The 20,882-nt window shown below is 74.1% G+C and carries 20 protein-coding genes; 8 read left to right on the plus strand and 12 right to left on the minus strand.

Features of this window, described 5'->3' with window-relative positions; genetic code table 11:
• The first annotated feature begins 152 nt into the window (after nucleotides 1–152).
• Nucleotides 153–1,337 (plus strand): PP2C family protein-serine/threonine phosphatase, encoded by a 1,185-nt coding sequence (locus ABT015_RS35995; protein WP_350886977.1) that lies wholly within the window; start codon nucleotides 153–155, stop codon nucleotides 1,335–1,337.
• Nucleotides 1,338–1,412: 75 nt separating this feature from the next.
• Here ABT015_RS35995 and ABT015_RS36000 read toward each other — a convergent pair whose 3' ends face one another.
• Together ABT015_RS36000 and ABT015_RS36005 are read right to left on the minus strand one after the other, a co-directional pair.
• Nucleotides 1,413–2,201, minus strand: a complete 789-nt coding sequence (locus ABT015_RS36000) for an SDR family NAD(P)-dependent oxidoreductase (protein WP_350886980.1) — start codon at nucleotides 2,199–2,201, stop codon at nucleotides 1,413–1,415.
• Between the two features lie 105 nt (nucleotides 2,202–2,306).
• The gene (locus tag ABT015_RS36005) at nucleotides 2,307–3,236 is read right to left on the minus strand and encodes an NADP-dependent oxidoreductase (protein ID WP_350886983.1); all 930 of its coding nucleotides are present in this window, start codon (nucleotides 3,234–3,236) and stop codon (nucleotides 2,307–2,309) included.
• 147 nt (nucleotides 3,237–3,383) lie between these two features.
• Between ABT015_RS36005 and ABT015_RS36010 the strand changes: the two genes are divergently transcribed.
• From ABT015_RS36010 to ABT015_RS36030, 5 genes are all read left to right on the plus strand, one after another.
• Nucleotides 3,384–4,805, plus strand: coding sequence for a helix-turn-helix transcriptional regulator (locus tag ABT015_RS36010; RefSeq protein WP_350886985.1), 1,422 nt, complete (start codon nucleotides 3,384–3,386; stop codon nucleotides 4,803–4,805).
• A 13-nt stretch (nucleotides 4,806–4,818) separates the two neighbouring features.
• Nucleotides 4,819–5,283: a protein-tyrosine phosphatase family protein gene (locus ABT015_RS36015; protein WP_350886987.1), complete on the plus strand. Its 465-nt coding sequence runs from the start codon at nucleotides 4,819–4,821 to the stop codon at nucleotides 5,281–5,283.
• A 248-nt stretch (nucleotides 5,284–5,531) separates the two neighbouring features.
• Nucleotides 5,532–6,287 carry a (5-formylfuran-3-yl)methyl phosphate synthase gene (locus ABT015_RS36020; RefSeq protein WP_350887035.1) on the plus strand — a complete coding sequence of 252 codons (756 nt, stop codon included), beginning with the start codon at nucleotides 5,532–5,534 and terminating at the stop codon, nucleotides 6,285–6,287.
• A gap of 8 nt (nucleotides 6,288–6,295) precedes the next feature.
• On the plus strand, nucleotides 6,296–7,699 hold the full coding sequence (locus ABT015_RS36025) for an aldehyde dehydrogenase family protein (protein ID WP_350886990.1): 1,404 nt from the start codon (nucleotides 6,296–6,298) through the stop codon (nucleotides 7,697–7,699).
• 27 nt (nucleotides 7,700–7,726) lie between these two features.
• The gene (locus ABT015_RS36030) at nucleotides 7,727–8,884 is read left to right on the plus strand and encodes an NAD(P)-dependent alcohol dehydrogenase (RefSeq protein WP_350887037.1); all 1,158 of its coding nucleotides are present in this window, start codon (nucleotides 7,727–7,729) and stop codon (nucleotides 8,882–8,884) included.
• 24 nt (nucleotides 8,885–8,908) lie between these two features.
• On the opposite strand, the gene ABT015_RS36035 is transcribed toward ABT015_RS36030, so the two are convergent.
• The 9 genes from ABT015_RS36035 to ABT015_RS36075 form a co-directional block, all read right to left on the minus strand.
• Nucleotides 8,909–9,814, minus strand: coding sequence for an SAM-dependent methyltransferase (locus tag ABT015_RS36035; protein ID WP_350886992.1), 906 nt, complete (start codon nucleotides 9,812–9,814; stop codon nucleotides 8,909–8,911).
• A gap of 380 nt (nucleotides 9,815–10,194) precedes the next feature.
• Complete coding sequence (locus tag ABT015_RS36040) at nucleotides 10,195–11,169, minus strand: urease accessory protein UreD (protein WP_350886994.1); 975 nt, start codon at nucleotides 11,167–11,169, stop codon at nucleotides 10,195–10,197.
• Nucleotides 11,166–11,786, minus strand: coding sequence for an urease accessory protein UreG (gene ureG, locus ABT015_RS36045; RefSeq protein ID WP_063349828.1), 621 nt, complete (start codon nucleotides 11,784–11,786; stop codon nucleotides 11,166–11,168). Before ureG ends, ABT015_RS36040 begins: the two co-directional genes overlap by 4 nt.
• A 97-nt stretch (nucleotides 11,787–11,883) precedes the next feature.
• Complete coding sequence (locus tag ABT015_RS36050; RefSeq protein ID WP_350886997.1) at nucleotides 11,884–12,621, minus strand: urease accessory protein UreF; 738 nt, start codon at nucleotides 12,619–12,621, stop codon at nucleotides 11,884–11,886.
• Nucleotides 12,618–14,342, minus strand: coding sequence for an urease subunit alpha (gene ureC, locus ABT015_RS36055; protein WP_350886999.1), 1,725 nt, complete (start codon nucleotides 14,340–14,342; stop codon nucleotides 12,618–12,620). The genes ABT015_RS36050 and ureC overlap by 4 nt, the downstream gene beginning before the upstream one ends.
• Entirely contained in the window at nucleotides 14,342–14,740 is a 399-nt protein-coding gene (locus tag ABT015_RS36060; RefSeq protein WP_350887002.1) for an urease subunit beta, read from the minus strand. The genes ureC and ABT015_RS36060 overlap by 1 nt, the downstream gene beginning before the upstream one ends.
• 38 nt (nucleotides 14,741–14,778) lie before the next feature.
• Complete coding sequence (locus ABT015_RS36065) at nucleotides 14,779–15,681, minus strand: sirohydrochlorin chelatase (protein WP_350887005.1); 903 nt, start codon at nucleotides 15,679–15,681, stop codon at nucleotides 14,779–14,781.
• Between the two features lie 3 nt (nucleotides 15,682–15,684).
• Complete coding sequence (locus ABT015_RS36070) at nucleotides 15,685–15,990, minus strand: urease subunit gamma (protein WP_063349823.1); 306 nt, start codon at nucleotides 15,988–15,990, stop codon at nucleotides 15,685–15,687.
• Between the two features lie 90 nt (nucleotides 15,991–16,080).
• Nucleotides 16,081–17,052 (minus strand): urea transporter, encoded by a 972-nt coding sequence (locus tag ABT015_RS36075; RefSeq protein WP_350887007.1) that lies wholly within the window; start codon nucleotides 17,050–17,052, stop codon nucleotides 16,081–16,083.
• 681 nt (nucleotides 17,053–17,733) lie between these two features.
• Here ABT015_RS36075 and ABT015_RS36080 point away from each other — a divergent pair.
• Both ABT015_RS36080 and ABT015_RS36085 read left to right on the plus strand, forming a co-directional pair.
• The gene (locus tag ABT015_RS36080; RefSeq protein WP_350887009.1) at nucleotides 17,734–19,473 is read left to right on the plus strand and encodes an MFS transporter; all 1,740 of its coding nucleotides are present in this window, start codon (nucleotides 17,734–17,736) and stop codon (nucleotides 19,471–19,473) included.
• The gene (locus ABT015_RS36085) at nucleotides 19,470–20,006 is read left to right on the plus strand and encodes a MarR family winged helix-turn-helix transcriptional regulator (protein ID WP_350887011.1); all 537 of its coding nucleotides are present in this window, start codon (nucleotides 19,470–19,472) and stop codon (nucleotides 20,004–20,006) included. Before ABT015_RS36080 ends, ABT015_RS36085 begins: the two co-directional genes overlap by 4 nt.
• A gap of 61 nt (nucleotides 20,007–20,067) precedes the next feature.
• Here the strand turns inward: ABT015_RS36085 and ABT015_RS36090 are convergent, their stop codons facing one another.
• Entirely contained in the window at nucleotides 20,068–20,829 is a 762-nt protein-coding gene (locus ABT015_RS36090) for an alpha/beta fold hydrolase (RefSeq protein WP_350887013.1), read from the minus strand.
• Nucleotides 20,830–20,882 lie beyond the last annotated feature (53 nt).

Here is a 20,882-nt window from a genome sequence, read left to right on the forward strand (position 1 = left end):
AGCTTCCTGGGCCCCTGCGGCTGCCGGTCCTCGCGGATCTCGAAGGTCATTGCACTCCCCAGCTGGGGTGTTGCAACGATCCCTAGAACTCAAGGGGTGCGCCCGGGGGCCTCCGGGTGCGCCCCACCGCTCCGACGGTGTACAGAGGAAAGGTGCCACTCCGGCAGCGTCCCCGTGACCCGCACCCCCGCGACCGCCCGCGCGACCGCCGCCGCTCCCGGCGGCCCGACCGTCGCGCGCTGACGGCGCTGTCGCTCGCGCTGATCGTCGTGATCACCGCCGTCGACATCCTCTCCCCCGCACAGATCCACCTCGGCCCGCTGCTGATCGTCGCCCCCGCGCTCACCGCCTCCTACGCCGGCGCCCGGGCCACCGCCGGAGTCGCCCTGCTGGCCCTCGCCGCGCTCACCGTCATCGGCATCACCCGGGACGGCATCACCAGCGCCAACATCGAGACCCAGCTGGGCGCACAGCTCGTCGTCTCCGCCCTGATCATCGGACTGCGGGCGCTGCGCGAACGGTACGAGCGCGAGCTGGCCCAGGTCCGCTCGGTGTCCGAGGCCGCCCAGCGGGTCCTGCTGCGCCCACTGCCGGACCGGATCGGGCCGCTGCACCTGGCCTCCGTCTACCTCGCCGCCGAGGCCGAGGCACAGGTCGGCGGCGACCTGTACGCGGCCGCCCGCACCGCCACCGGCACCCGGCTGCTGGTCGGCGACGTCCGCGGCAAGGGCCTGTCCTCGCTCGGCGACGCGGCCCTGCTGCTCGGCGCCTTCCGCGCCGCCGCCCACCTGCACGCCGACCTGCCCGGGCTCGCCGCCTACCTGGACGGCAGCGTCTGCTGGGACCTCGCCCAGCTCGGCGAACAGGCCCGCCGACGCCGCCTGAGCGGCGAGGACCCGGACGAGGCGGCCCCGCCGGAGGACAGCGGCGAGTCCTTCATCACCGCCGTCCTGCTCGACATCCCCGACGACGGCACGGCGGTCCGGCTGATCGACTGCGGCCACCCGCCCCCGTTGCTGCTGCGCCCCGACGGCATCACCACGCTCGCCGCCCGCCGCCCGGCGCCGCCACTGGGCCTGGGCGAGCTCGCCCCGGTCCGCTACGAGGTGGAGACCTTCCCGTTCCACCCCGGCGACCGGCTGCTGATCTACACCGACGGCGTGATCGAGGCCCGCGACGCCGACCGGCGCTTCTACCCGCTCACCGACCGCGTCACCGCCTGGCAGGACGAACGCCCGACCGCCCTGCTCCACCACCTGCGCCGCGACCTGCTCGCCCACGTCGGCGGCCGGCTGGACGACGACGCGGCGATGGTCATCGTCGAGCGGCTTCCCTAGCTCCCCCGACAGCTCCCCCGACAGCTCCCCCGACAGCTCCCCCGACACCCTTGTCGGGAACTCCGGGGCCGACGGCTACTGCGCGAGGTAGCCGCCGTCGACGGGCAGCACCGCGCCGGTGATGAAGGAGGCGTCGTCGGAGGCGAGGAACAGGACGGCCGCCGCGACCTCCGCCGGGGCCCCGAGGCGGCCCATGGGGTGGCGCTTCTCGATCGCGGCGAGGTACTCCGTCCCGCCGGGTTCGTCGTACAGGCGGGCGACGCGGTCGGTGGCGATGGTGCCGGGGGCGACGGCGTTGATCCGGATGCCGCGGTCGGCCCATTCGACGGCGAGGTGCCGGGTGAGGCCGGAGGCGACGAACTTGGCGGGCCCGTAGACCGCCTGGCCGCGCTGGCCGGCCTCGCCGGAGATGGAGGAGACGCAGACGATCGCCCCACCGGGCCGCTCCTGGGCGGCCATCGCCTGGATGCCGTACTTGCAGGTGAGGAACATGCCGCGGCCGTCGACGGCCATGACCTGATCCCACTCCTCGGCGGTGGCCTCGGTGACCTCCATGAGCGGGATCACCCCGGCGTTGGCCACCAGGACGTCGAGGCGGCCGTGCCGTTCGACGGCGGCGTCGACCATCCGGCGGGCGTCCTCGTCACTGGCCACGTCGCCGACCACCGTGCTGACGGCGTGCGGGAACCGGTCGGCCAGCCGGCGCAGCCCCTCGACGTCGATGTCGGTGCCGACCACCGACGCGCCCTCGCGCACGAAGCGTTCGGCGACGGCCCGGCCGATGCCGTTGGCCGCGCCCGTCACCACGCAGGACCGCCCGGCCAGGCGGCCCGCCGACCCCCCTGATGTGCTCTCAGTCACCATGCCACCGGACTCTACCGATTCCACGTCAGGAGGCCCGGCGCATCGATCAGTTGATCAATGCGCCGGGCCGGCCGCCGGACATCGACGGCCCCGGCGCCCCTGGCCTCAGACCGTGAGCACGATCTTGCCGCGCAGGTGGCCGTACTCGCTGAGCCGGTGCGCCTCGGCTGCCTCCGCCAGCGGCAGCACCTGGTGCAGCGGCAGCCGCAGGGTGCCCTCCTCGTGCAGCGCCAGCACGGCGGCGTAGGCGCGCTGGTGGTAGGGCTCGACGCCCTCCGCCCCACCGCTGAAGCGGACGCCGTACTCGGCGGAGCCGGCGAAGTCGACGATCGTCACCACCCGGTCCGCGGAGCCGGTCAGCTCGATGGAGAGCGGCAGCACCCCGCCCTTGCCCGCCGCGTCCAGCGCCCGGTCCACCCCGCCCGGCGCGGCGGCCCGCACCCGCTCCGCCAGGCCGTCGCCGTAGGCCACCGGGATCGCGCCCAGCTCGCGCAGGTAGCCGTGGTTGGCCTCGCCGGCGGTGCCGACCACGGTGATCCCGCGTGCCCGGGCCAGTTGCAGCAGCAGGGTGCCGACCCCGCCGGCCGCGCCGTGCACCAGCAGCGTCTCGCCGGCCCGCACGCCCAGGACGCCGAGCACCCGCTCGGCGGTCTCGGCCGCCACCGGGATCGCCGCGGCCTCCTCCCAGCTCAGCGAGGCGGGCTTGCGGGCCAGCAGGTCGGCGTCGACGAGCGCCTGCTCGGCGTACGCGCCGCCCATGACGGCGCCGAACACCTCGTCGCCGGGCGCCCACGCGGTCACGTCCGGGCCGACGGCCTCCACCACACCGGCCAGCTCGTAGCCGCCGACGTGCGGGAAGGAGACCGGGAAGGCCGCCACCATCGAGCCGCTGCGCACCTTGTGGTCCAGCGGGTTGACGCCCACCGTGCGAACGGCGACCCGCACCTGGCCGGCGCCCGGGGCGGGCAGCTCGACGTCGGTCGGGCGCAGCACGTCCACGCCGCCGTACTCGGAGAAGGCGATCGCCTTGGTCATGGAATGTCCTTGCGGTTTCGGTGAGTTGTTTCTTCCGACGGCTCCATCCTGGACCGTCCGGGGTGGTCGCCAGGCCCGTCTTTCGGATGGTTCCACCTGTCCGAACGGCCAGGCCGCTGCCGCGGCCCCCGGGCTAGGCTGGCCGGCATGGGCGACGGCATCGGCGCCGACAAGGGCGTGCGCGACGAGACGGGCGAGGACGTGGGCGGCAGGGACGGGGACAGCGCGGACGGGGCCGCGGACGAGCGGTGGCGGCAGCACTGGGGCCGCCCCGAGGAGGCGCTGGCGCGGGCCGTCGAGGTGCTGCGCACCCCCCGGCCGCACCTGATGGACCGGCTCTCCGAGGTGGTCGCCACCCTCGTGCCGCACGTGGCGATCGCCCAGCTCAGCGGCGTCTGCACCTACTCCCCCACGCTCGCCTTCGGCCCGCCCGAGCTGACCGCCGCCGTCAGCGGCCTGGAGCTCGCCAAGCTGGCCGAGACGACCACGGCGGCGACGGCCGACGGCCGGGCCTGGCAGGGCGAGGCGCGGTTGGCCGGGCGGGCGAGGTCCGTCGTGGTGGTCACGGCGTCGGCGGCGGGCGCCACCACCGCGGTGCTGGTGCTGGTCCGGGACGGCGGCGCCGACCCGGTGGCGGCCGGGGCACTCGCCGTCCTCCAGCAGCTGTGGGACTTGGTCACCACCCACTCGCACCACCGCGCCACCGACGCCGGCCCCACCCACGCGGTGGCCTCCCGGGCCTCGGCCAACGCCCGGGCCCGGGCGATCGCCGAGTTCACCGGCTCCCACGGCGCCGCGCTCACCGCGGTCCTCGCGCCGCTGCGCTCCGCCGCGCTGGACGACGCCACCGCGCGCCGCGCCGCCACCGAGCTGGCCGTGACGGCGCTGCTCGACCTGCGCCGGGGCGCCGACCTGGACCGGGCGCTCAGCGAGGAGCCCGCCGACGCCGCGTTCGCCCGGCTCGACCAGCAGTTGCGCCCGCTGCTGCGGCACACCCGGGTGCGGCTGGACGTCGCACCGCCGGCGGAGGCCGGCCGGTCCGTTCCGGCGGACACCGCGCACGCCGCCCGGGACGCCGTCCGGGCGGCCGTCCTCGTGATGCTGGAGCAGGACGCCGTGACCAGGCTGCACGTGAGCTGGCGGTTCAGCGGTGACACGCTGCGGGCCGTGGTCCGGGACGACGGCCCCGGTCTGCTGGCCGCCGACGCGCTGGCCGTCCACCGCACCGCCGACCGGATCGCCGCCCTCGGCGGGCGCTGCGCCATCGAGGCCGTCCCCGGCTGGGGCACCACGGTGAGCGTCGACCTGCCGCTCGTCCTGCCCGAACAACCGCGCACCACCGACCCGTTGGACGGCCTCCAGCCGCGCGAGCTGGAGGTGCTCGACCAGCTGGCCCAGGGTCGGCGCAACCGGGACATCGCCGCGACGCTGCACATCAGCGAGTCGACGGTGAAGTTCCACGTCGCCAACATCCTGGCCAAGCTCGGCGTCTCCTCGCGCGGCGAGGCGGCGGCCCTGGCCCACCGGGCCGGGATGCCGGGCACCCCGGCCCTGCACGTGGCGTCCTGAGGAGAACCGCGAGATGACCGAAACCCCCGAAACCCCCGGGCCGACCGGGCCGACCGCGCCCTGGGACCCGACCGCCCCCGGCGTGCTGCGCCTGCCCTCCGGCCGGCTGCTGCGCGGGCGCGGCCTCAGCCGCCCGCTGCCGCCCGGCCCCCACCCCTCCTTCGGGCTCTACCTGCTGGGCCGCCCGCCCAAGCCGTTCCCGTGGGAGGGCCGTTGGGTGCACTGGCCCGACTTCCGGCTCCCCGCCGACCGGGCGGACGCGACCGACGCCTTCCGCGAGGTCTGGCGGCGGTCGGCGACCGAACGCGTCGAACTCGCCTGCGCCGGCGGCCGCGGCCGCACCGGCACCGCCCTCGCCTGCGTCGCGATCCTGGACGGCGTCCCGGCCGCCGAGGCCGTCGCGTACGTCCGGGAGCACTACGACCGGCATGCCGTGGAGACGCCCTGGCAGCGGCGCTTCGTGGAGCGGTGGGCCTGAACGGCCGTCCCGGGCGGCCAGGAGCCGGCATCCCGGCCCCGGCGGCACGACCGGGCCCGTGCGCGACGGGTTCGAACTGGCGTGTCCGGCGCGCCGGGGGGTGATCGCGCCACGGGAGTGATCCGTTCGGGCTCCGCGCGCCCTACCGGGGGCCACGGGCCGAAGGAATGATGAGCGGACCGCACGTGATCCAGACGACCCCGCACACCTGCCCCCGGCCGGTGGACCTGCGGTGGAAGGAGCCCACGTTGTTGCTGCTCATCTCCCCGGACAGCGTCGAGGAGGCCCTCGACTGTGCGAAGGCGGCGGAGCACCTCGACATCGTCGACGTCAAGAAGCCGGACGAGGGCTCGCTCGGCGCGAACTTCCCGTGGGTCATCCGGGAGATCCGCGACGCCGTCCCGGCGGACAAGCCGCTCTCCGCCACCGTGGGGGACGTCCCGTACAAGCCCGGCACGGTGGCCCAGGCCGCGCTCGGTGCGGCCGTCTCCGGCGCCACGTACATCAAGGTCGGCCTCTACGGGTGCACGACGCCCGAACAGGCCGTCGACGTCATGCGAGGGGTCGTCCGGGCCGTGAAGGACTACCGGCCGGACGCGTTCGTCGTCGCCTCGGGCTACGCCGACGCCCACCGGATCGGCTGCGTCAACCCGCTCGCGCTGCCCGACATCGCCCGCCGCTCCGGCTCCGACGCGGCCATGCTCGACACCGCGATCAAGGACGGGACCAGGCTGTTCGACCACGTTCCGCCCGAGGTCTGCGCGGAGTTCGTCCGGCTGGCCCACGAAGCCGATCTGCTCGCCGCGCTCGCGGGCAGCGTCAGGGCGGCGGACCTCGGCACGCTGACCCGCATCGGCACCGACATCGTGGGGGTGCGCGGGGCCGTCTGCGAGGGTGGCGACCGCACCGCCGGAAGGATCCGCCCGCAGTTGGTGGCCGACTTCCGGGCGGAGATGGACCGGCACGCCCGGGAGCACGCGGCCGTCGTCACCGCCGCGAGTTGACCGCCGGCATGCCGACGAGCCGGCCCGGCCGCCCGCCCGGGCCCGACGGCGGGTGCTTCGCCGTCGTCGACCCGGCGACGGGCGAGGCCTTCGCCGAGGCCCCCGACCAGCAGCCGGACACGCTGGACGCCGTCGTCGGCCGGGCCCACGAGGCCTGGCGCGGCTGGCTGGCCGACCCCGCCGCCCGCGCCGCCGCGTTGCGCGCGGCAGCCGACGCCGTGGAGGCGGCCGGAGCCGACCTCGCCCCGCTGCTCACCCGGGAACAGGGCAAACCCGTGGCCGAGTCGGCCGCGGAGGTCGCCCGGACGGCGGCCCGGCTGCGCTACTTCGCCGCCCTGGCCCCCGGGCCCCAGCCGATCGCGGACGGCCGTCCGGTGCGCAGCGAGATCCGCTGGCGGCCGCTGGGGCCGGTCGCCGCGATCGTCCCGTGGAACTTCCCGCTCCAGCTCGCGGCGGCGAAGTTCGCGCCCGCGCTCGCCGCGGGCAACACGATGGTGCTCAAGCCCTCCCCGTTCACCCCCCTCGCCACCCGGCTGCTGGGGTCCGTCCTCGCCGCCGCCCTCCCCGAGGGCGTCCTGACGGTCGTCACCGGCCGCGAACCCCTCGGCGCCCGGCTCGCCTCCCACCCGGGGATCCGCCACGTGACCTTCACCGGCTCGGTCCCCACCGGACGGGCCGTCGCGGCGGGCGCGGCCGCCTCGCTCGCCCGGGTCACCCTGGAACTGGGCGGCAACGACGCCGCCGTCCTGCTGGACGACGTGGACGTGGACCGGATCGCGGACCGGCTGTTCTGGGCGGCGTTCCGCAACTGCGGGCAGGTCTGCATGGCGGTCAAGCGCGTCTACGCCCCGGCCCGGCTCCACTCCCACGTGGTCGAGGCCCTCGCGGAGCGGGCGAAGAGCGTCGTCGTCGGAGCCGGACTCGACCCGGGCACCCAGCTGGGGCCGGTCAACAACGCCCCCCAGCTGGCCAGGGTCGAGCGCTACACGGACCGGGCCCTGGCGGACGGCGCCCGGGCCGCGGCCGGTGGCCACCGGCTGGACCGGCCGGGCTACTTCTTCGCCCCGACGGTCCTGGCCGACGTCCCCGCCGACAGTCCGGTGGTGACGGAGGAGCAGTTCGGCCCGGTCCTGCCGGTGCTGCCGTACCGGAGCGTCGACGAGGCCGTCGAGGCGGCCAACGACACCGGCTTCGGGTTGGGCGGCTCGGTGTGGGGGACGGACCTCGACCGGGCCGAGGCGGTGGCCGACCGGCTGGAGTGCGGGACGGCGTGGATCAACCACCACGCCGAACTGTCCCTCGCCCAGCCCTTCGCGGGCATCAAGGAGAGCGGTGTCGGCGTCGCGGGCGGGCCGTGGGGGCTCTACGGGAACCTCAGGCCGTTCGTCGTGCACCGGCCCGAGGAGGCCTGACGATCCGGAGGAGGCGTGACGGTGGCGATGAGGTTCGACGCGGCGGTACTGCGCTCGTACGAGGGCGGGTTCGCCGTCGAGGAGGTGGTCCTGAACGGGGGGCCGGCCGACGGCGAGGTCCTGGTGCGGATCGCGGGCTGCGGGATGTGCCGCACCGACCTCGCGGTCCGGCGTTCGGCGGGCCGCTCGCCGCTGCCGGCGGTGCTCGGGCACGAAGGGGCCGGGGTCGTCGTGGAGACCGGCGGCCCGCACACCGGGCTGAGCGTCGGCGACCACGTCGTGCTGAGCTTCGACTCGTGCGGACACTGCCGGAACTGCCTGGGCGCGGCCCCCGCCTACTGCGACTCCTTCGCCGCGCTCAACCTCTTCGGCGGGCGCGAGGAGGACGCGGCGCGGTTCACCGACGCGGCCGGGGGCGAGCTGGCCCCCCGGTGGTTCGGCCAGTCCTCGTTCGCCGAGTACGCGATGGTCCCGGCGCGCAACGCCGTCCGGGTCGACCGCTCGCTGCCCGTCGACCTGCTCGGGCCGCTCGGCTGCGGCTTCCTGACCGGTGCCGGGGCGGTGTTCAACTCCTTCGGTGCCGGCCCCGGCGACACCGTCGTGGTCCTCGGCGCGGGGGCGGTGGGCCTGGCCGCGGTGATGGCGGCCACGGCCGCCGGGGCGGTGACCGTGGCCGTCGACCGGTACCCCGAACGGCTCGACCTCGCCGAGCGGTTCGGCGCGATCCCGCTGCGCGCCGGACCAGCCGACCACGCCTCCGGGCCCGGCCTTGTCTCCGGACCCGACCTGGCCTCCCGGCCCGGCCTGGCCGAGCGGATCCAGCGGCTGACCGACGGCGGCGCCCAGTACGCGCTGGACACCACGGCCTCCGCCCCGCTGATCAACGAGGCGCTCCGGGCCCTGCGCCCGACCGGCCACCTCGGGCTGGTGGCCCGGCTCCGCACCGCGCTGTCGCTCGATCCGGGGACACTGGACCGGGGCCGGCGGATCTCCCACATCTGCGAGGGGGACGCGGTGCCGGCGCTGCTGATCCCCCGGCTGACCGGGCTGTGGCAGGCCGGGCGGTTCCCCTTCGACCAGCTGATCCGCCGGTACCCGCTCGCCGCCGTCAACGAGGCCGAACGCGACTGCGAAGCGGGCCGGGTGGTCAAACCCGTCCTGGTCCCGGAGCGGAGCGCCCGCTGAACGAGGCGCTCCAGCCTCCCCGCACTACACCCGGGGCTTGTGCGCGAACACCCAGCGGTTGCCCTCCAGCGCGTCGTTCGGCTCGGGCAGGGGGCCGCGTCCGTGCTGGTGGGTGAAGTCGAAGGGGGTGTGGACCGAGGTGATCCAGCCCTTGCCGGCCAGGGCGCCCGCGGAGTCGGGCCGCGGCTCTGCGTCGAACAGGTCGAGCAGGTCGATGCCGATCTGGTGCTTCGTCGAGGTGTAGAGCGGGCTCTCGCGGTACTCCAGCAGGCTCTTCTCCAGCTTGACCTCGTACGCCATGGCACTGCCGCCCGCGCTCAACCGGCCGACCGTGTCGACGAGTCGCGCCTCGACACCGCTGGGCAGGTAGAACAGCAACCCCTCCGCCAGCCAGACGCTCGGTACGGCCGCGTCGAAGCCGGCCTCGGCCAGCGCCGCGGCCCAGTCGGCGCACAGATCGGCGACGACCGGTACCCGCGCCGCCTTCGGGGAGGCCGACAGCCCGCCGAGCACCCCGTGCTTGAAGGCCAGCACGCCCTCCCGGTCGACTTCGAAGACCGTGCAGCCGGGAGGCCAGTCGAGCCGGAACGCCCGCGTGTCCAACCCGGCGCCGAGCAGGACCACTTGGCGGGCGCCCGAGTGCGCCGACCGGAGCAGGAAGTCGTCGAGGACCCTCGTCCGCAGACCGAAGTAGCGCGCGAACCGCCCCCACAGCGGGTTCGCGTCCCCGTCCGGCACCTGGTGCATCCGGACCGGCCAGCCCGCGCACGCCGGTGCGGCGAGCACGAAGTGCTCCGCGTAGACGTCCTGCGCCAGGGTGTCGTGCCGGTGGGTCTCGATCGCGCGTGCCGCGGCGACCAGGAGGGCCGTCAGACCGACACCGCCCTCCACCCCCTCCACACCGGTGCTCCGGTGCGCCGTACCGACCATGTGTCCTCCCCTTGAAGCGAGTTGAGAACGCGAACAGCGAGGAATGCGACTGCCTCCTCACTATCCAGCCGCTCCTCGCCCGCCCGGGAGAGGTCCCGCCGGATCCACCCGACCGGGTGAATCCCGCCGTCGCGGCGCCCGGACGCCCCCCGGGTGTGCTGCTCACCGACCGCGCCGGGCCTGTTCGCGCACGTGCTCGGGGTACCAGCGGGTGATCCGGAACGCCAGCACCAGCAGGATCACCGGGATGACCCAGGTCAGCCAGTCCTTCGCCGAGCCGACGTGCGGGGCCGCGCGCCCTCGCCCGCTCGCGCCCCCTCCCCGAGGCGCCGGAGCGCTTCGGGGAGGTGCGGGGACGTACGGGGACGTACGGAGCGGGGTCAGGTCTTGCGCAGGGCCGGAGCCGGGGCGCCGATGAGGAGCCGGCGGACGGCGTCCCAGGCGGTGCGCTGGGCGGCGGCGCAGGCGCGGGTGTCGGCGCCGAGCAGGCGGAGCCAGGCGCCGCTGTCGTGCGGGAGGACGCTGACGCCGTGGAGCAGGCCGCTGCCGGCCAGGGCCTCGTACAGGGTGTCGGCGACCTGCGCGGCGGGGGCGAGCGGCGTGACGACGTAGAGGCTGGCCATCACGTCGTGGCCGGCCAGGACCGCCGGGCCGGTCACGCCGGACTCCGGCGGCTCCAGCCGGACGGTGTCGAGGGCGATCAACTGGCCGTCGGGGCGCCGCACTTCGAGGTCGGAGGCGAACACCTGGTAGGCGTTGCGCTCGCCCCGGGCGAGGCGGCCGGCGAGGACGGTCTCGCCGGCCAGCACGGTGGCGGTGGGGTCGACGGTGAGGACGGTGCGCTGGTAGAGCCGGGAGTCGACGAAGGGGATGACGGGCTCGGGCAGGTACTCGACGTAGGCGCGGGGGCCGGCGTCCAGGTTGACCAGCTGCGTCGCGTAGTCGAACTCCATCCGGTAGACCTTGGTGGCCGCCTGGGTGGTGAGGTGGGTCGCGGTGTCGGCGCCGCAACGCAGGTCGGTGCGGAGCCGGTCGGCCTGGAGGATGCCGCCGCCGGTGGACATCAGGAAGGTGACGGCGAGGTCCGGGCGGGCCGGGTCGAAGTAGAGCGGGCGCATGATCTGCAGCGGCGACTTCTGGTAGTGGCCGGTGAGTTCGGTGCGTTCGCCGATCCGCTCGAAGGCGAGCTCCAGCAGGCCGACCTTGCCGGGACGCCCGACACCCAGGGTGTCGGGCGTCCCGGCGTACCGGCGGACGGCGTACGGGACGCGGGCCGGCTCGTAGTGCCGCGGATCGAGCCGGGGCACGGCGGCCTGTCCCGCGGCCGCTTCCCCCGCGGCCACCGTGACGGTCATGCCGGGACCTTGCGGAAGGTCTCCAGGAAGGTGGCGATCTCGTCCAGCCCGTGCCCGGTGAGGCAGTTGGTGAGCACGACCGGCCCGCCCTCGCGGACGCGGTGGGCGTCGGACTCCATGATGCCGAGGTCCGCGCGGACGTACTGGGCGATGTCGATCTTGTTGATGACCAGCAGGTCCGACTCGGTGATGCCCGGGCCGCGCTTGCGGGGCATCTTCTCGCCCTCGGCGGTGTCCAGGACGAAGAGGAAGAGGTCCACCAGGACGGGGCTGAAGGTCAGCGTGAGGTTGTCGCCGCCGGACTCGAACAGCAGGGTGTCGACGTCGGGGAAGCGCTCCAGCATCTCGGCGCCGGCCGCGAGGTTCATCGTCGGGTCGTCCCGGACGGCGGTGTGCGGGCAGGCGCCGGTCTCGACGCCGACGACCCGCTCGGGATCGAGGACGCCGGCCAGGGTGCGACGCACGTGCTGCGCGTCCTCCTGGGTGTAGATGTCGTTGGTGATGACCGCCGGGCGGTGGCCGTTGGCGATCAGCACCGGGACGAGGGCCTCGATGAGCGCCGTCTTGCCGGAGCCGACCGGCCCGCCGATGCCCACGCGGAGCACGTTCTCGGTCATTGCTGTCTCCTTCTGATGCGGTGTGACGTTGGTTCTGCGTCCGGGAGGAACGGGAGCTGCGACACTTCGGTGCCCGCCCGCACCTCCCGGACGCGGTTCAGCTGGCGAACAGCCGGGCCTCGGCCCGTTCGTGCCGTCCGGACATCGCGTCCGCGACCGGCACGCACCCACCCAGGTCGTCCAACTCGCGGGTGAGGGCGGCCCGTACGGTCTCCTCGATCACCGGCGCCGCGGCCCGCAGCACCACCTGCGCCTTGCGGTGGTCGGTCAGCCGCAGTCGCAGGGCGGCGCCGACGAAGCTGGTGCAGAAGGCGAACAGGTCGCTGGCGACGGCCTGGTCGACGGGCACGGCGGCGGAGGCGTAGGCGACTCCGGCGGCCACCGCCTGGGAGCCGGGCGCCTGCTTGGCGGCGACCAGTTCGGCGTACCGGTCCAGCGGCTCGCCGCCGATCGACTCCCTTGCGATGTCCAGGAGTTGGCGCCCGGTCCGGGTGGAGGCCAGGCGCAGCTCGCGGTTGAGCTTGGTGGCGTGCAGCCGCTGGTCCACCTCGACCAGCAGGTCCCAGTCGCCGGCCTGGGCGGCGCCGTGGGCGAGGGCGAGCGCGGTGGCGTCGCCCGGGCCGACCGAGTGCCGCAGCAGGTCGGTGAGCAGCTCGGGCATGGTGTCCGAGCTGACGGCCTTGGCCTGCGCGTAGCCCTCCAGGCCGTGCGAGAGGGTGTAGAAGCCGCTGGGGAAGGCGGAGTCGGTCAGCTGGAGGCTGACCAGCAGGGCGTCGAGGCCTCCCCCGGCCCCGGAGGAGCCGGGTCCTGCACCTGGTCCGGGAGAGCCGCTCACGCGAGGTAGAACAGGTGGTTGAGCGGGAGTTCGCGCGCGGGCTCGATGGTGGCCGGCTCGCCGTCCAGGGTGACCTTGTAGGTCTCCGGGTCGACGGCGATCTTCGGCAGCGCGTCGTTGCGGACCATGTGCTGCTTGCCGACCGAACGGCAGCGCCGTACGGGCAGGACCCTGCTGTCCAGCCCGAGTCGGGCCGGGACGCCGAGGTCGATGGCGGCCTGCGACATGAAGGAGACCCGGGTGGCCTGCTTGGCCCGGCCGAGCGCGCCGTACATCGGGCGGTAGTAGACCGGCTGCGGGGTGGGCAGCGAGGCGTTCGGGTCGCCCATCAGCGCCCAGTTGATGACGCCGCCCTTGATGACCATCTTGGGCTTGGCGCCGAAGGAGTTGATCGGCCAGAGCACGATGTCGGCGAGCTTGCCGCTCTCCAGCGAGCCGATGTGGTCGGCGGTGCCGGAGGCGATGGCCGGGTTGATGGTGAGCTTGGCGAGGTAGCGCAGGACGCGGAAGTTGTCGTTGCGCTCGGTGTCGCCGTCGAGCTTGCCGCGCTGGTCCTTGCAGTGGTGGGCGGTCTGGAAGGCGCGGGTGAAGGACTCCCCGATCCGGCCCATCGCCTGCGAGTCCGAGGAGAAGATCGAGATGACGCCCTCGTCGTGCAGGACGGTCTCGGCGGCGATCGTCTCGGCGCGGACCCGGGAGTCGGCGAAGGAGACGTCCTCGGGGATGTCGTGGCTGAGGTGGTGGCAGACCATCACCATGTCCAGCAGCTCGTCGACCGAGTTGACGGTGTAGGGCAGCGTGGGGTTGGTGGAGGACGGCAGGACGTTGGGCTCGCCGGCGATCCGCATGATGTCGGGGGCGTGGCCGCCGCCCGCGCCCTCGGTGTGGAAGGTGTGGATGGTGCGGCCGTCGATGGCGGAGAGGGTGTCCTCGAAGAAGCCGCCCTCGTTGAGGGTGTCCGTGTGGATGGCCACCTGGACGTCGTACTCGTCGGCGACGCCGAGCGCGCTGTCGATGGCGGCGGGGGTGCTGCCCCAGTCCTCGTGCACCTTGAGGCCGCAGACGCCGGCCTCGACCTGCTCGCGCAGGGCGCCGGGCAGCGAGCCGTTGCCCTTGCCGAGGAGTCCGACGTTGACCGGGAGGTCCTCGACCGCCTGGTACATCCGGTGGATGTTCCACGGGCCGGGGGTGCAGGTGGTGCCGTTGGTGCCGTCGGAGGGGCCGGTGCCGCCGCCGATGAGGGTGGTGATGCCGTTGCTCAGCGCCTCCTGCACCTGCTGCGGGGCGATGAAGTGGATGTGGGTGTCGATGCCGCCGGCGGTGGCGATCAGGTGCTCGCCGGAGATCACCTCGGTGCCGGGGCCGATGACCAGCTGGGGGTGCACGCCGCTCTGGGTGTGCGGGTTGCCGGCCTTGCCGACGGCGGTGATGAAGCCGTCCTTGACGCCGATGTCGCCCTTGACCACGCCGAGGACGGCGTCCATCACGACGACGTTGGTGATCACCAGGTCCAGCGCGCCCTGGGCGGAGGTGGCGGCCGGGTCCTGGGCCATGCCGTCGCGGATGCCCTTGCCGCCGCCGTAGACGGCCTCGTCGCCGTAGTGGCCCTGGTTGAAGTCCTTCTCGATCTCGACGACGAGGTTGGTGTCGGCGAGGTGGAAGCGGTCGCCGACGGTGGGCCCGAAGAGATCGGTGTACTGCTTGCGGGACAGCGTGGCCATCAGCGGTCGCCTTCCTTGTGGTCGAGGTTGGTGCCCTTGAACCCGAGGGCGATCGCCCGGTCGATCGCCCGGGCGCGGGTGTCGGCCGACCTGATGCCGCCGTCGACGAGGTTGCTGAAGCCGATCAGGCGGCCGTGGCCGCCGAACTCGGCGAGCGTGACGTCCTTGGTGTCGCCCGGCTCGAAGCGGACGGCGGTGCCGGCCGGGATGTCCAGGTGTTTGCCGTAGGCGGCGTTGCGGTCGAAGTCGAGGGCGCGGTTGACCTCGAAGAAGTGGTAGTGCGAGCCGACCTGGATCGCCCGGTCGCCGGTGTTGCTGACCGTGATGGTGACCTGGGCGCGACCGGCGTTGATCTCCACCGGGTCGTCGCCGTACAGGTACGTGGCGCCACCAGACATGGCGGGCCCTTCCTCTCTGTCGGTTCGGTTCTTTCGGTTCAGTGGTGTGCGTGGCCGTGGGTGTGTCCGTCGGCGGCACCGTGGCCGTGGCCGTGGCCGTGCCCGTGCGAGTGCCCGTGGCCGTGCGAGTGCGAGTGATCCCCGCCGGGGCCGTGGCTGTGCGCGTAGCCATGCCCGTGCTCGGCGTCGAGGCCGGCCAGGATGCCGTCCTCGCCGTGGCCGAGCAGGTGCAGGGCCGCCGCGGTGCGGGCCGCGACGACGCCGGCGATCGCGGACGGCCGCAGCAGCGGCCCGCCGTCCCGCACCCCGGGCAGGTCGGTGCGCAGTGCCGGTCCGAACGAGGCCGGTACGGCCGTCACTTCGCGGGCGCCGAGCAGCCGGCAGCGTTCGGCGCCCTCGGCGAGGTCGGGGTCGCCGCCCGCGAAGGCCACCTCGACCCAGCGGTGGTGGCCGTACTGGCGGACCAGCCGGGCGATCCGGAACAGGTCCGCGTCCTCGAACGGGCCGGCCGCCGGGGCGGTGACCAGCACGGCGCCGTCGGGCCCGGGGGCGGCGGAGGCCGCGGCCCGCAGCCAGCCGACGAGGTGGTCCTTGCCGCCGAACGCCCCGGTCAGGGCGAGCCGTCCGCGCCCCTCCCCGGCTGCCAGCCAGCGCAGCGCCCGGGCGGTGTCGGCCACCAGCTTCGGGTCGCGGCCCAGCGTCATCGGGACGACGCACACCGGGCCGTCGGTGGCGGCCAGCGCCGAGCGGACGGCCTCGCCGAGCGCCCGGCCGGCGGCGGCCGCGGCGTGGACGGCGGGCTCGCGCTCCACCAGGGCGGCCAGGTCCCGGCCGCCGTCGCTCTCGTGCCCGCCGGCCAGCACCACCGTGGCGGCGGGCGCCGGGGCCGAGGTCGGGGCCGGCGTCGGACCGGCCGCCGTTTCCGCCTGACGTACAGTCATGGCTCAGGCACCCACCGGGTCGTGGCAGGAGACCAGCTTGGTGCCGTCCAGGAACGCGGCCTCGACCTGGAGCAGCGGCAGCATCTCGCGGACGCCGGGCATGACGTCCTCGCCGCTGACGACCTGCTTGCCGATCTCCATGCACTCGGCGACGGTGCGCCCGTCCCGGGCGCCCTCCATGATCGCCTCGCTGATCAGCGCGCAGGCCTCGCTGTAGTTCAGTTTCACACCGCGGTCGCGGCGCTTGCGGGCCAGATCGGCCACGACGTAGATGTACAGCTTGTCCATCTCACGCGGGGCGAGATTCACGGGAATCACTCTTCCTTTCCGAGGGAACTCCGCAGGAACTCCGAATGAACACGCCTGTCACGAACGGGAATTCGGGCCACCGAAACCCGGTCAGACTCTGCGCAGCCGGGGAATGGCCGGCACCGCCGCCAGGAACAGCATGGTGGTCAGGACGAACGGCCAGGTGAAGGCGTGGCCGCCGAACGGCGCGGTGGCGGCGGCCAGCGCCGGGGTCAGGACGGTGGCGGCGGCCGCGCCGAGGACGGCGTAGGCCGCGCTCCACCCGCCGGGGGCGACGAACACGCCGCACAGCGCCATCGCGACGAGCACCCCGCTGTACCCGAGCAGCCCCTGGCCGACGGCGTCGGCGGGCGCGCCGAGCGCCCAGGCGGTGAGCAGCCCGGTCGCGCTGCCCGCGCAGGCCAGCAGGCCGGCCGGGCGGCTGGCCGCGAAGATGCCGGCCAGGAACAGCAGGCCGACGTACCACTGGGGCATGAAGAAGATCTGGCCGATGTTGGCGAAGAACCCGTGCCACAGCTGGTCCCAGGTCAGCCCGGTCGGGCCGGCGGCCGGCCCGGCCAGGGCCGTCGGGGCGCCGGCGCCGTGCCACAGGTGGCGGAAGCCGGGCGCCGCGGCCGTCGTCGCGGTGGCGACCAGGCAGAACGGCGCGGTGAGCGCGGGCAGTTTCCAGGTGTCGAGCACCGCGCCGAGGCCTGCGGTGACCACCACGGCGACGACGGCGCCGAGGACGGCCGCCGCGACGGTGGCGGGGTGGTCGGGGCCGAGGAAGACCGCGCACCCCAGCGCCACCAGGCAGCCGTTGTAACCGTGCAACCCGGCCTCGACGGCGTCGCGCGCCAGCCGCAGGCCGTACGCGACGGCGGTGCCGACGGCGCTGCCGAGCAGGCCGTAGACGCCGTAGCGCCAGCCGGCCGCGAAGAGTGCGGCCACGAAGAACAGGCCGCAGACGGCGGACGGCATGAAGTCGACCTGCGCGACGCCGCGCAGGACTTCGACGGCTAACTTGAGGGATATCGGGCGGGCGGCCTCCGAGGCCCCCGGCCCACCCTTTTTCTGACCCATACTTCGCACCAATTCCCGGTACGGCTTTCCACGGCATGGCGAATAGTCCCGCAAGGCTGCTCGACTTTCCTTGCGAGCACGCCCGGCGATTCCTCCGGAACCGTACTCCTGCGGAATGCCGGTCGGCGCGGACACGACCGGTTACACCCGTATGGCGAAGGGTGATCATCATGCCTCTGAGCTGCAACAATATGTTGATTGCGCAGGTCAACCGCCCCCCTACGGAGAGCTATTCTTTGCGAAGTTTTACTTGCCGCAGACGAAAATGAGAAGGTGGTCATGTCAAGGAATTCGACACGAAGCCACCCCGGTCAGGCAATTCGGACATCCGGCGCCACGAAAAGGCGGCGCAGCACCGCGGGAATGTGGCGGAAATGTGTATGTGCCGCGTCGGAAAGCGGCCGGGCCGCCGGGACGTGAGCCTGTGCGTACGAGGCCGGCCGCCGGGCCCCGGCCGCGCGGGAGGGGCCACCGGCCGCCCGCGGTCGGTGGTCGGCGGCGGCCCCCGGGATGCCTGCGGGCTATCGGCAGCGAGGCGGTCGGACTATCGTTAGTTAGCGAAAGCTATCGAAGTACTCTCCGACTGGCGGCCCCCGGCCTGCCACTCACCTGGGGGCAGCGGTGGCGACGAAGATCCCGAACAACGGCAGGGGCAGGCGCGTCCGCACGGTCCGCGGGGCCGTGGCGGCGGACCATCCGCGGTACAAGTGGGTCGCACTCTCCAACACCACGCTCGGCACCCTGATCGCCACCATCAACGCCTCGATCGTCCTGATCTCCCTCCCCGCGATCTTCAACGGCATCGGCCTGGACCCGCTCCAACCCGGCAACGTCAGCTACCTGTTGTGGATGCTGATGGGCTACATGCTGGTCACCGCCGTCCTGGTGGTCACCCTCGGCAGACTGGGCGACATCCACGGCCGGGTGCGGATCTACAACGCCGGCTTCCTGATCTTCACCCTCACCTCGGTGGCCCTCTCCCTCGACCCGCTGCACGGCGGGCCGGGCGCGCTGTGGCTGATCGGCTGGCGGGTGGTGCAGGCGATCGGCGGCTCGATGCTGATGGCCAACTCGGCCGCGATCATCACCGACGCGTTCCCCGCCCACCGGCGCGGCATGGCGCTGGGGGTGAACATCGTCGCGGGCATCGCCGGCTCCTTCATCGGCCTGGTGCTGGGCGGGCTGCTGGCCGAGTGGAACTGGCGGTCGATCTTCTGGGTCAACGTGCCGATCGGCATCCTCGGCACGGTCTGGGCCTACCGGTCGCTGCGCGAGACCGGCGTACGGCGGCCCGCCCGGATCGACTGGTGGGGCAACGTCACCTTCGCCGTCGGCCTGACCGCCCTGCTCGCCGCGATCACCTACGGCATCCAGCCCTACGGCGGCCACACCATGGGCTGGACCAGCCCCTGGGTGCTGGGCGGGCTGGTCGGCGGCGTGGCGCTGCTCATCGCCTTCTGCGCGGTCGAGTCCAGGGTCGCCGAGCCGATGTTCCCACTGGCGCTGTTCCGCGACCCGGTCTTCGCCGGCGGCAACGCGGCCACCCTGCTGGGCTCGATCGCCCGCGGCGGCCTCCAGTTCATGCTGATCATCTGGCTGCAGGGCATCTGGCTGCCGCTGCACGGCTACGACTACGCCGACACCCCGCTGTGGGCGGGGATCTACCTCGTCCCGCTGACCGTCGGCTTCCTGGCCGCCGGACCGGTCTCGGGCTACCTCTCCGACCGGGCCGGGGCCCGGCTGTTCGCCTCCGGCGGGCTGGTGGTGATGGCCCTGTCCTTCGCCGGACTGCTGCTCCTGCCCACCGACTTCGGCTACCCGTGGTTCGCCGTCCTGGTGTTCCTCAACGGCCTGGGCGGCGGCCTATTCGCGGCCCCCAACACCTCGCTGATCATGTCGAGCGTGCCCGCCGAGGCCCGCGGCGCCGCCTCCGGCATGCGGGCCACCTTCCAGAACGCCGGCATGGTGCTCTCGATCGGCGTCTTCTTCTCGCTGATGGTGGCCGGCCTGGCCGGCTCGCTGCCGCACACCCTCACCGCCGGACTGACGGCGCAGGGCGTGCCCGCCGCCGACGCGCACACCATCGCCTCGCTGCCACCGGTCGGCACGCTCTTCGCCGCGTTCCTCGGGTACAACCCGATCCAGCAGCTGCTGGGCCCGCACGTGCTCGGCATGCTCCCGGCGGCCGACGCCCGGACGCTGACCGGCCGGGAGTTCTTCCCGCAACTGATCTCGGGCCCCTTCCACGACGGCCTGGTCGTGGTGTTCTGGCTGGCGATCGCCATGTCGCTGGTCGCCGCGGCGGCCTCGCTGGTGCGCGGGCGGACCGGGCCGCGCCGCCCCCGGCCGGGCGCGGCCGGGGCCGCCGAACGGCCCGGTGCGAGCCGGCCCGCAGCGCACGGGAAGGCCCGCAGGCCATGACCGGGCGCGATGCCGCGACCGGCGCCGACTCCGTGAACGACCCCGACGCAGACGCCGAGGCCGGGAGCCGCGGCGCGGCCGGGGCCGGTCTCTCCGCCGAGGCCCTCGTCCGGCTGCGCCTGGCGATCGGCCGGCTCAACCGGCAGATGGCCCGCGCCTCCGGCGGCCAGGACCTCACCGTCGCCCAACTCTCCGCCCTGGCCCGGGTGGAGGTGCACGGCCCGCTGCGGCTCGGCGAACTCGCCGCGCGGGAGGGGGTGGCCGTGCCGTCCGTGCTCCGTACGATCGCCCCGCTGACCGCCGAGGGCCTGATCGCCAAGACCCCCGACCCGCTGGACGGCCGCTCCCAGTTGCTCGAACTCACTCCGGCCGGCCTGGCGGCGATCACCCGGATCCGCCGGGAGCGCTCCGCCCTGCTGGCCCGCCGCAGCACGCGGCTCACCCCGCAGCAGTGCCATCAACTGGAGGCGGCCGTACCACTGTTGGAGCTGCTGCTGGACGATCCCGACGCGGCCTGCCCCGGCCCGCCCTGACCCTACCCGCCCCTCCCCTGCCGGCGCGGCTCCGCCGACCGGGGCAGCGCCCTCGGGGCGCCTACGCCGTCTCGCGGAGGAATCCGGTGAGCAGCTCGAAGGTCTCCTCGGGGCGCTCCAGGCCGGGGAAGTGCCCGGCCCAGGGCAGTTCGAGCCGGCGGGCGCCCGGGATCCGCGCCGCCACGGAGTCGGCGATCCGCCGGAAGTCGTCCAGGTCGTGGCCGCCGGTCACGACCAGGCAGGGCGCCGCGATCCGGGAGAGGTCCGCCTCGTCGTCGGTGGGGCCGATCCCGGCGTCCGCCTGCACCTCGAAGGCGCGCCGCTGCATCCGGCGGACGAGTTCGCGGGCCTCGTCGCCCGCCTCCGGGCCCAGCCAGCTCTCGACGTTGAGCTCGACGGCGCCCTCGACGTCCCCGGTCGCGAGGAGTTCCCGCTCCCGCGCGGCGAAGGCCATCAGAGCGTCACCGGCGACGTGCCCGGACGCCCCGGAGCAGAGCAGGACCAGCGCGGTGACGGCCCCGGGGCGCAGCGCCGCCACGTCCATGGCGATCTTCCCCCCGTACGAGGCGCCGATCAGCGCGGCGCTCTCGACGCCCAGGTGGTCGAGGAGCGCCAGCACGTCCTGCGCGTCGCTGTACGGGGCGTCGGCCGGAGGCGTGTCGCCGAAGCCCCGGAAGTCGCCCCGGATCACCCGGTAGCCCGCGTCGACCAGCCCCTGCCACTGCGGGTCCCACATCCTCCGGTCGCACACGGACGAGTGCAGCAGCACCAGGGTGGGGCGGTTCCCCGGCAGGTCATGAGATACGTCATGGGAGAGGATCATCCGCGGATCGTATCGACGCCCATGGGGGACGCCAACCGGTTCGGCGACAGCGG

Origin of the sequence: Kitasatospora sp. NPDC094016 (assembly GCF_040304045.1) — a bacterium.
Lineage (GTDB): Bacteria > Actinomycetota > Actinomycetes > Streptomycetales > Streptomycetaceae > Kitasatospora.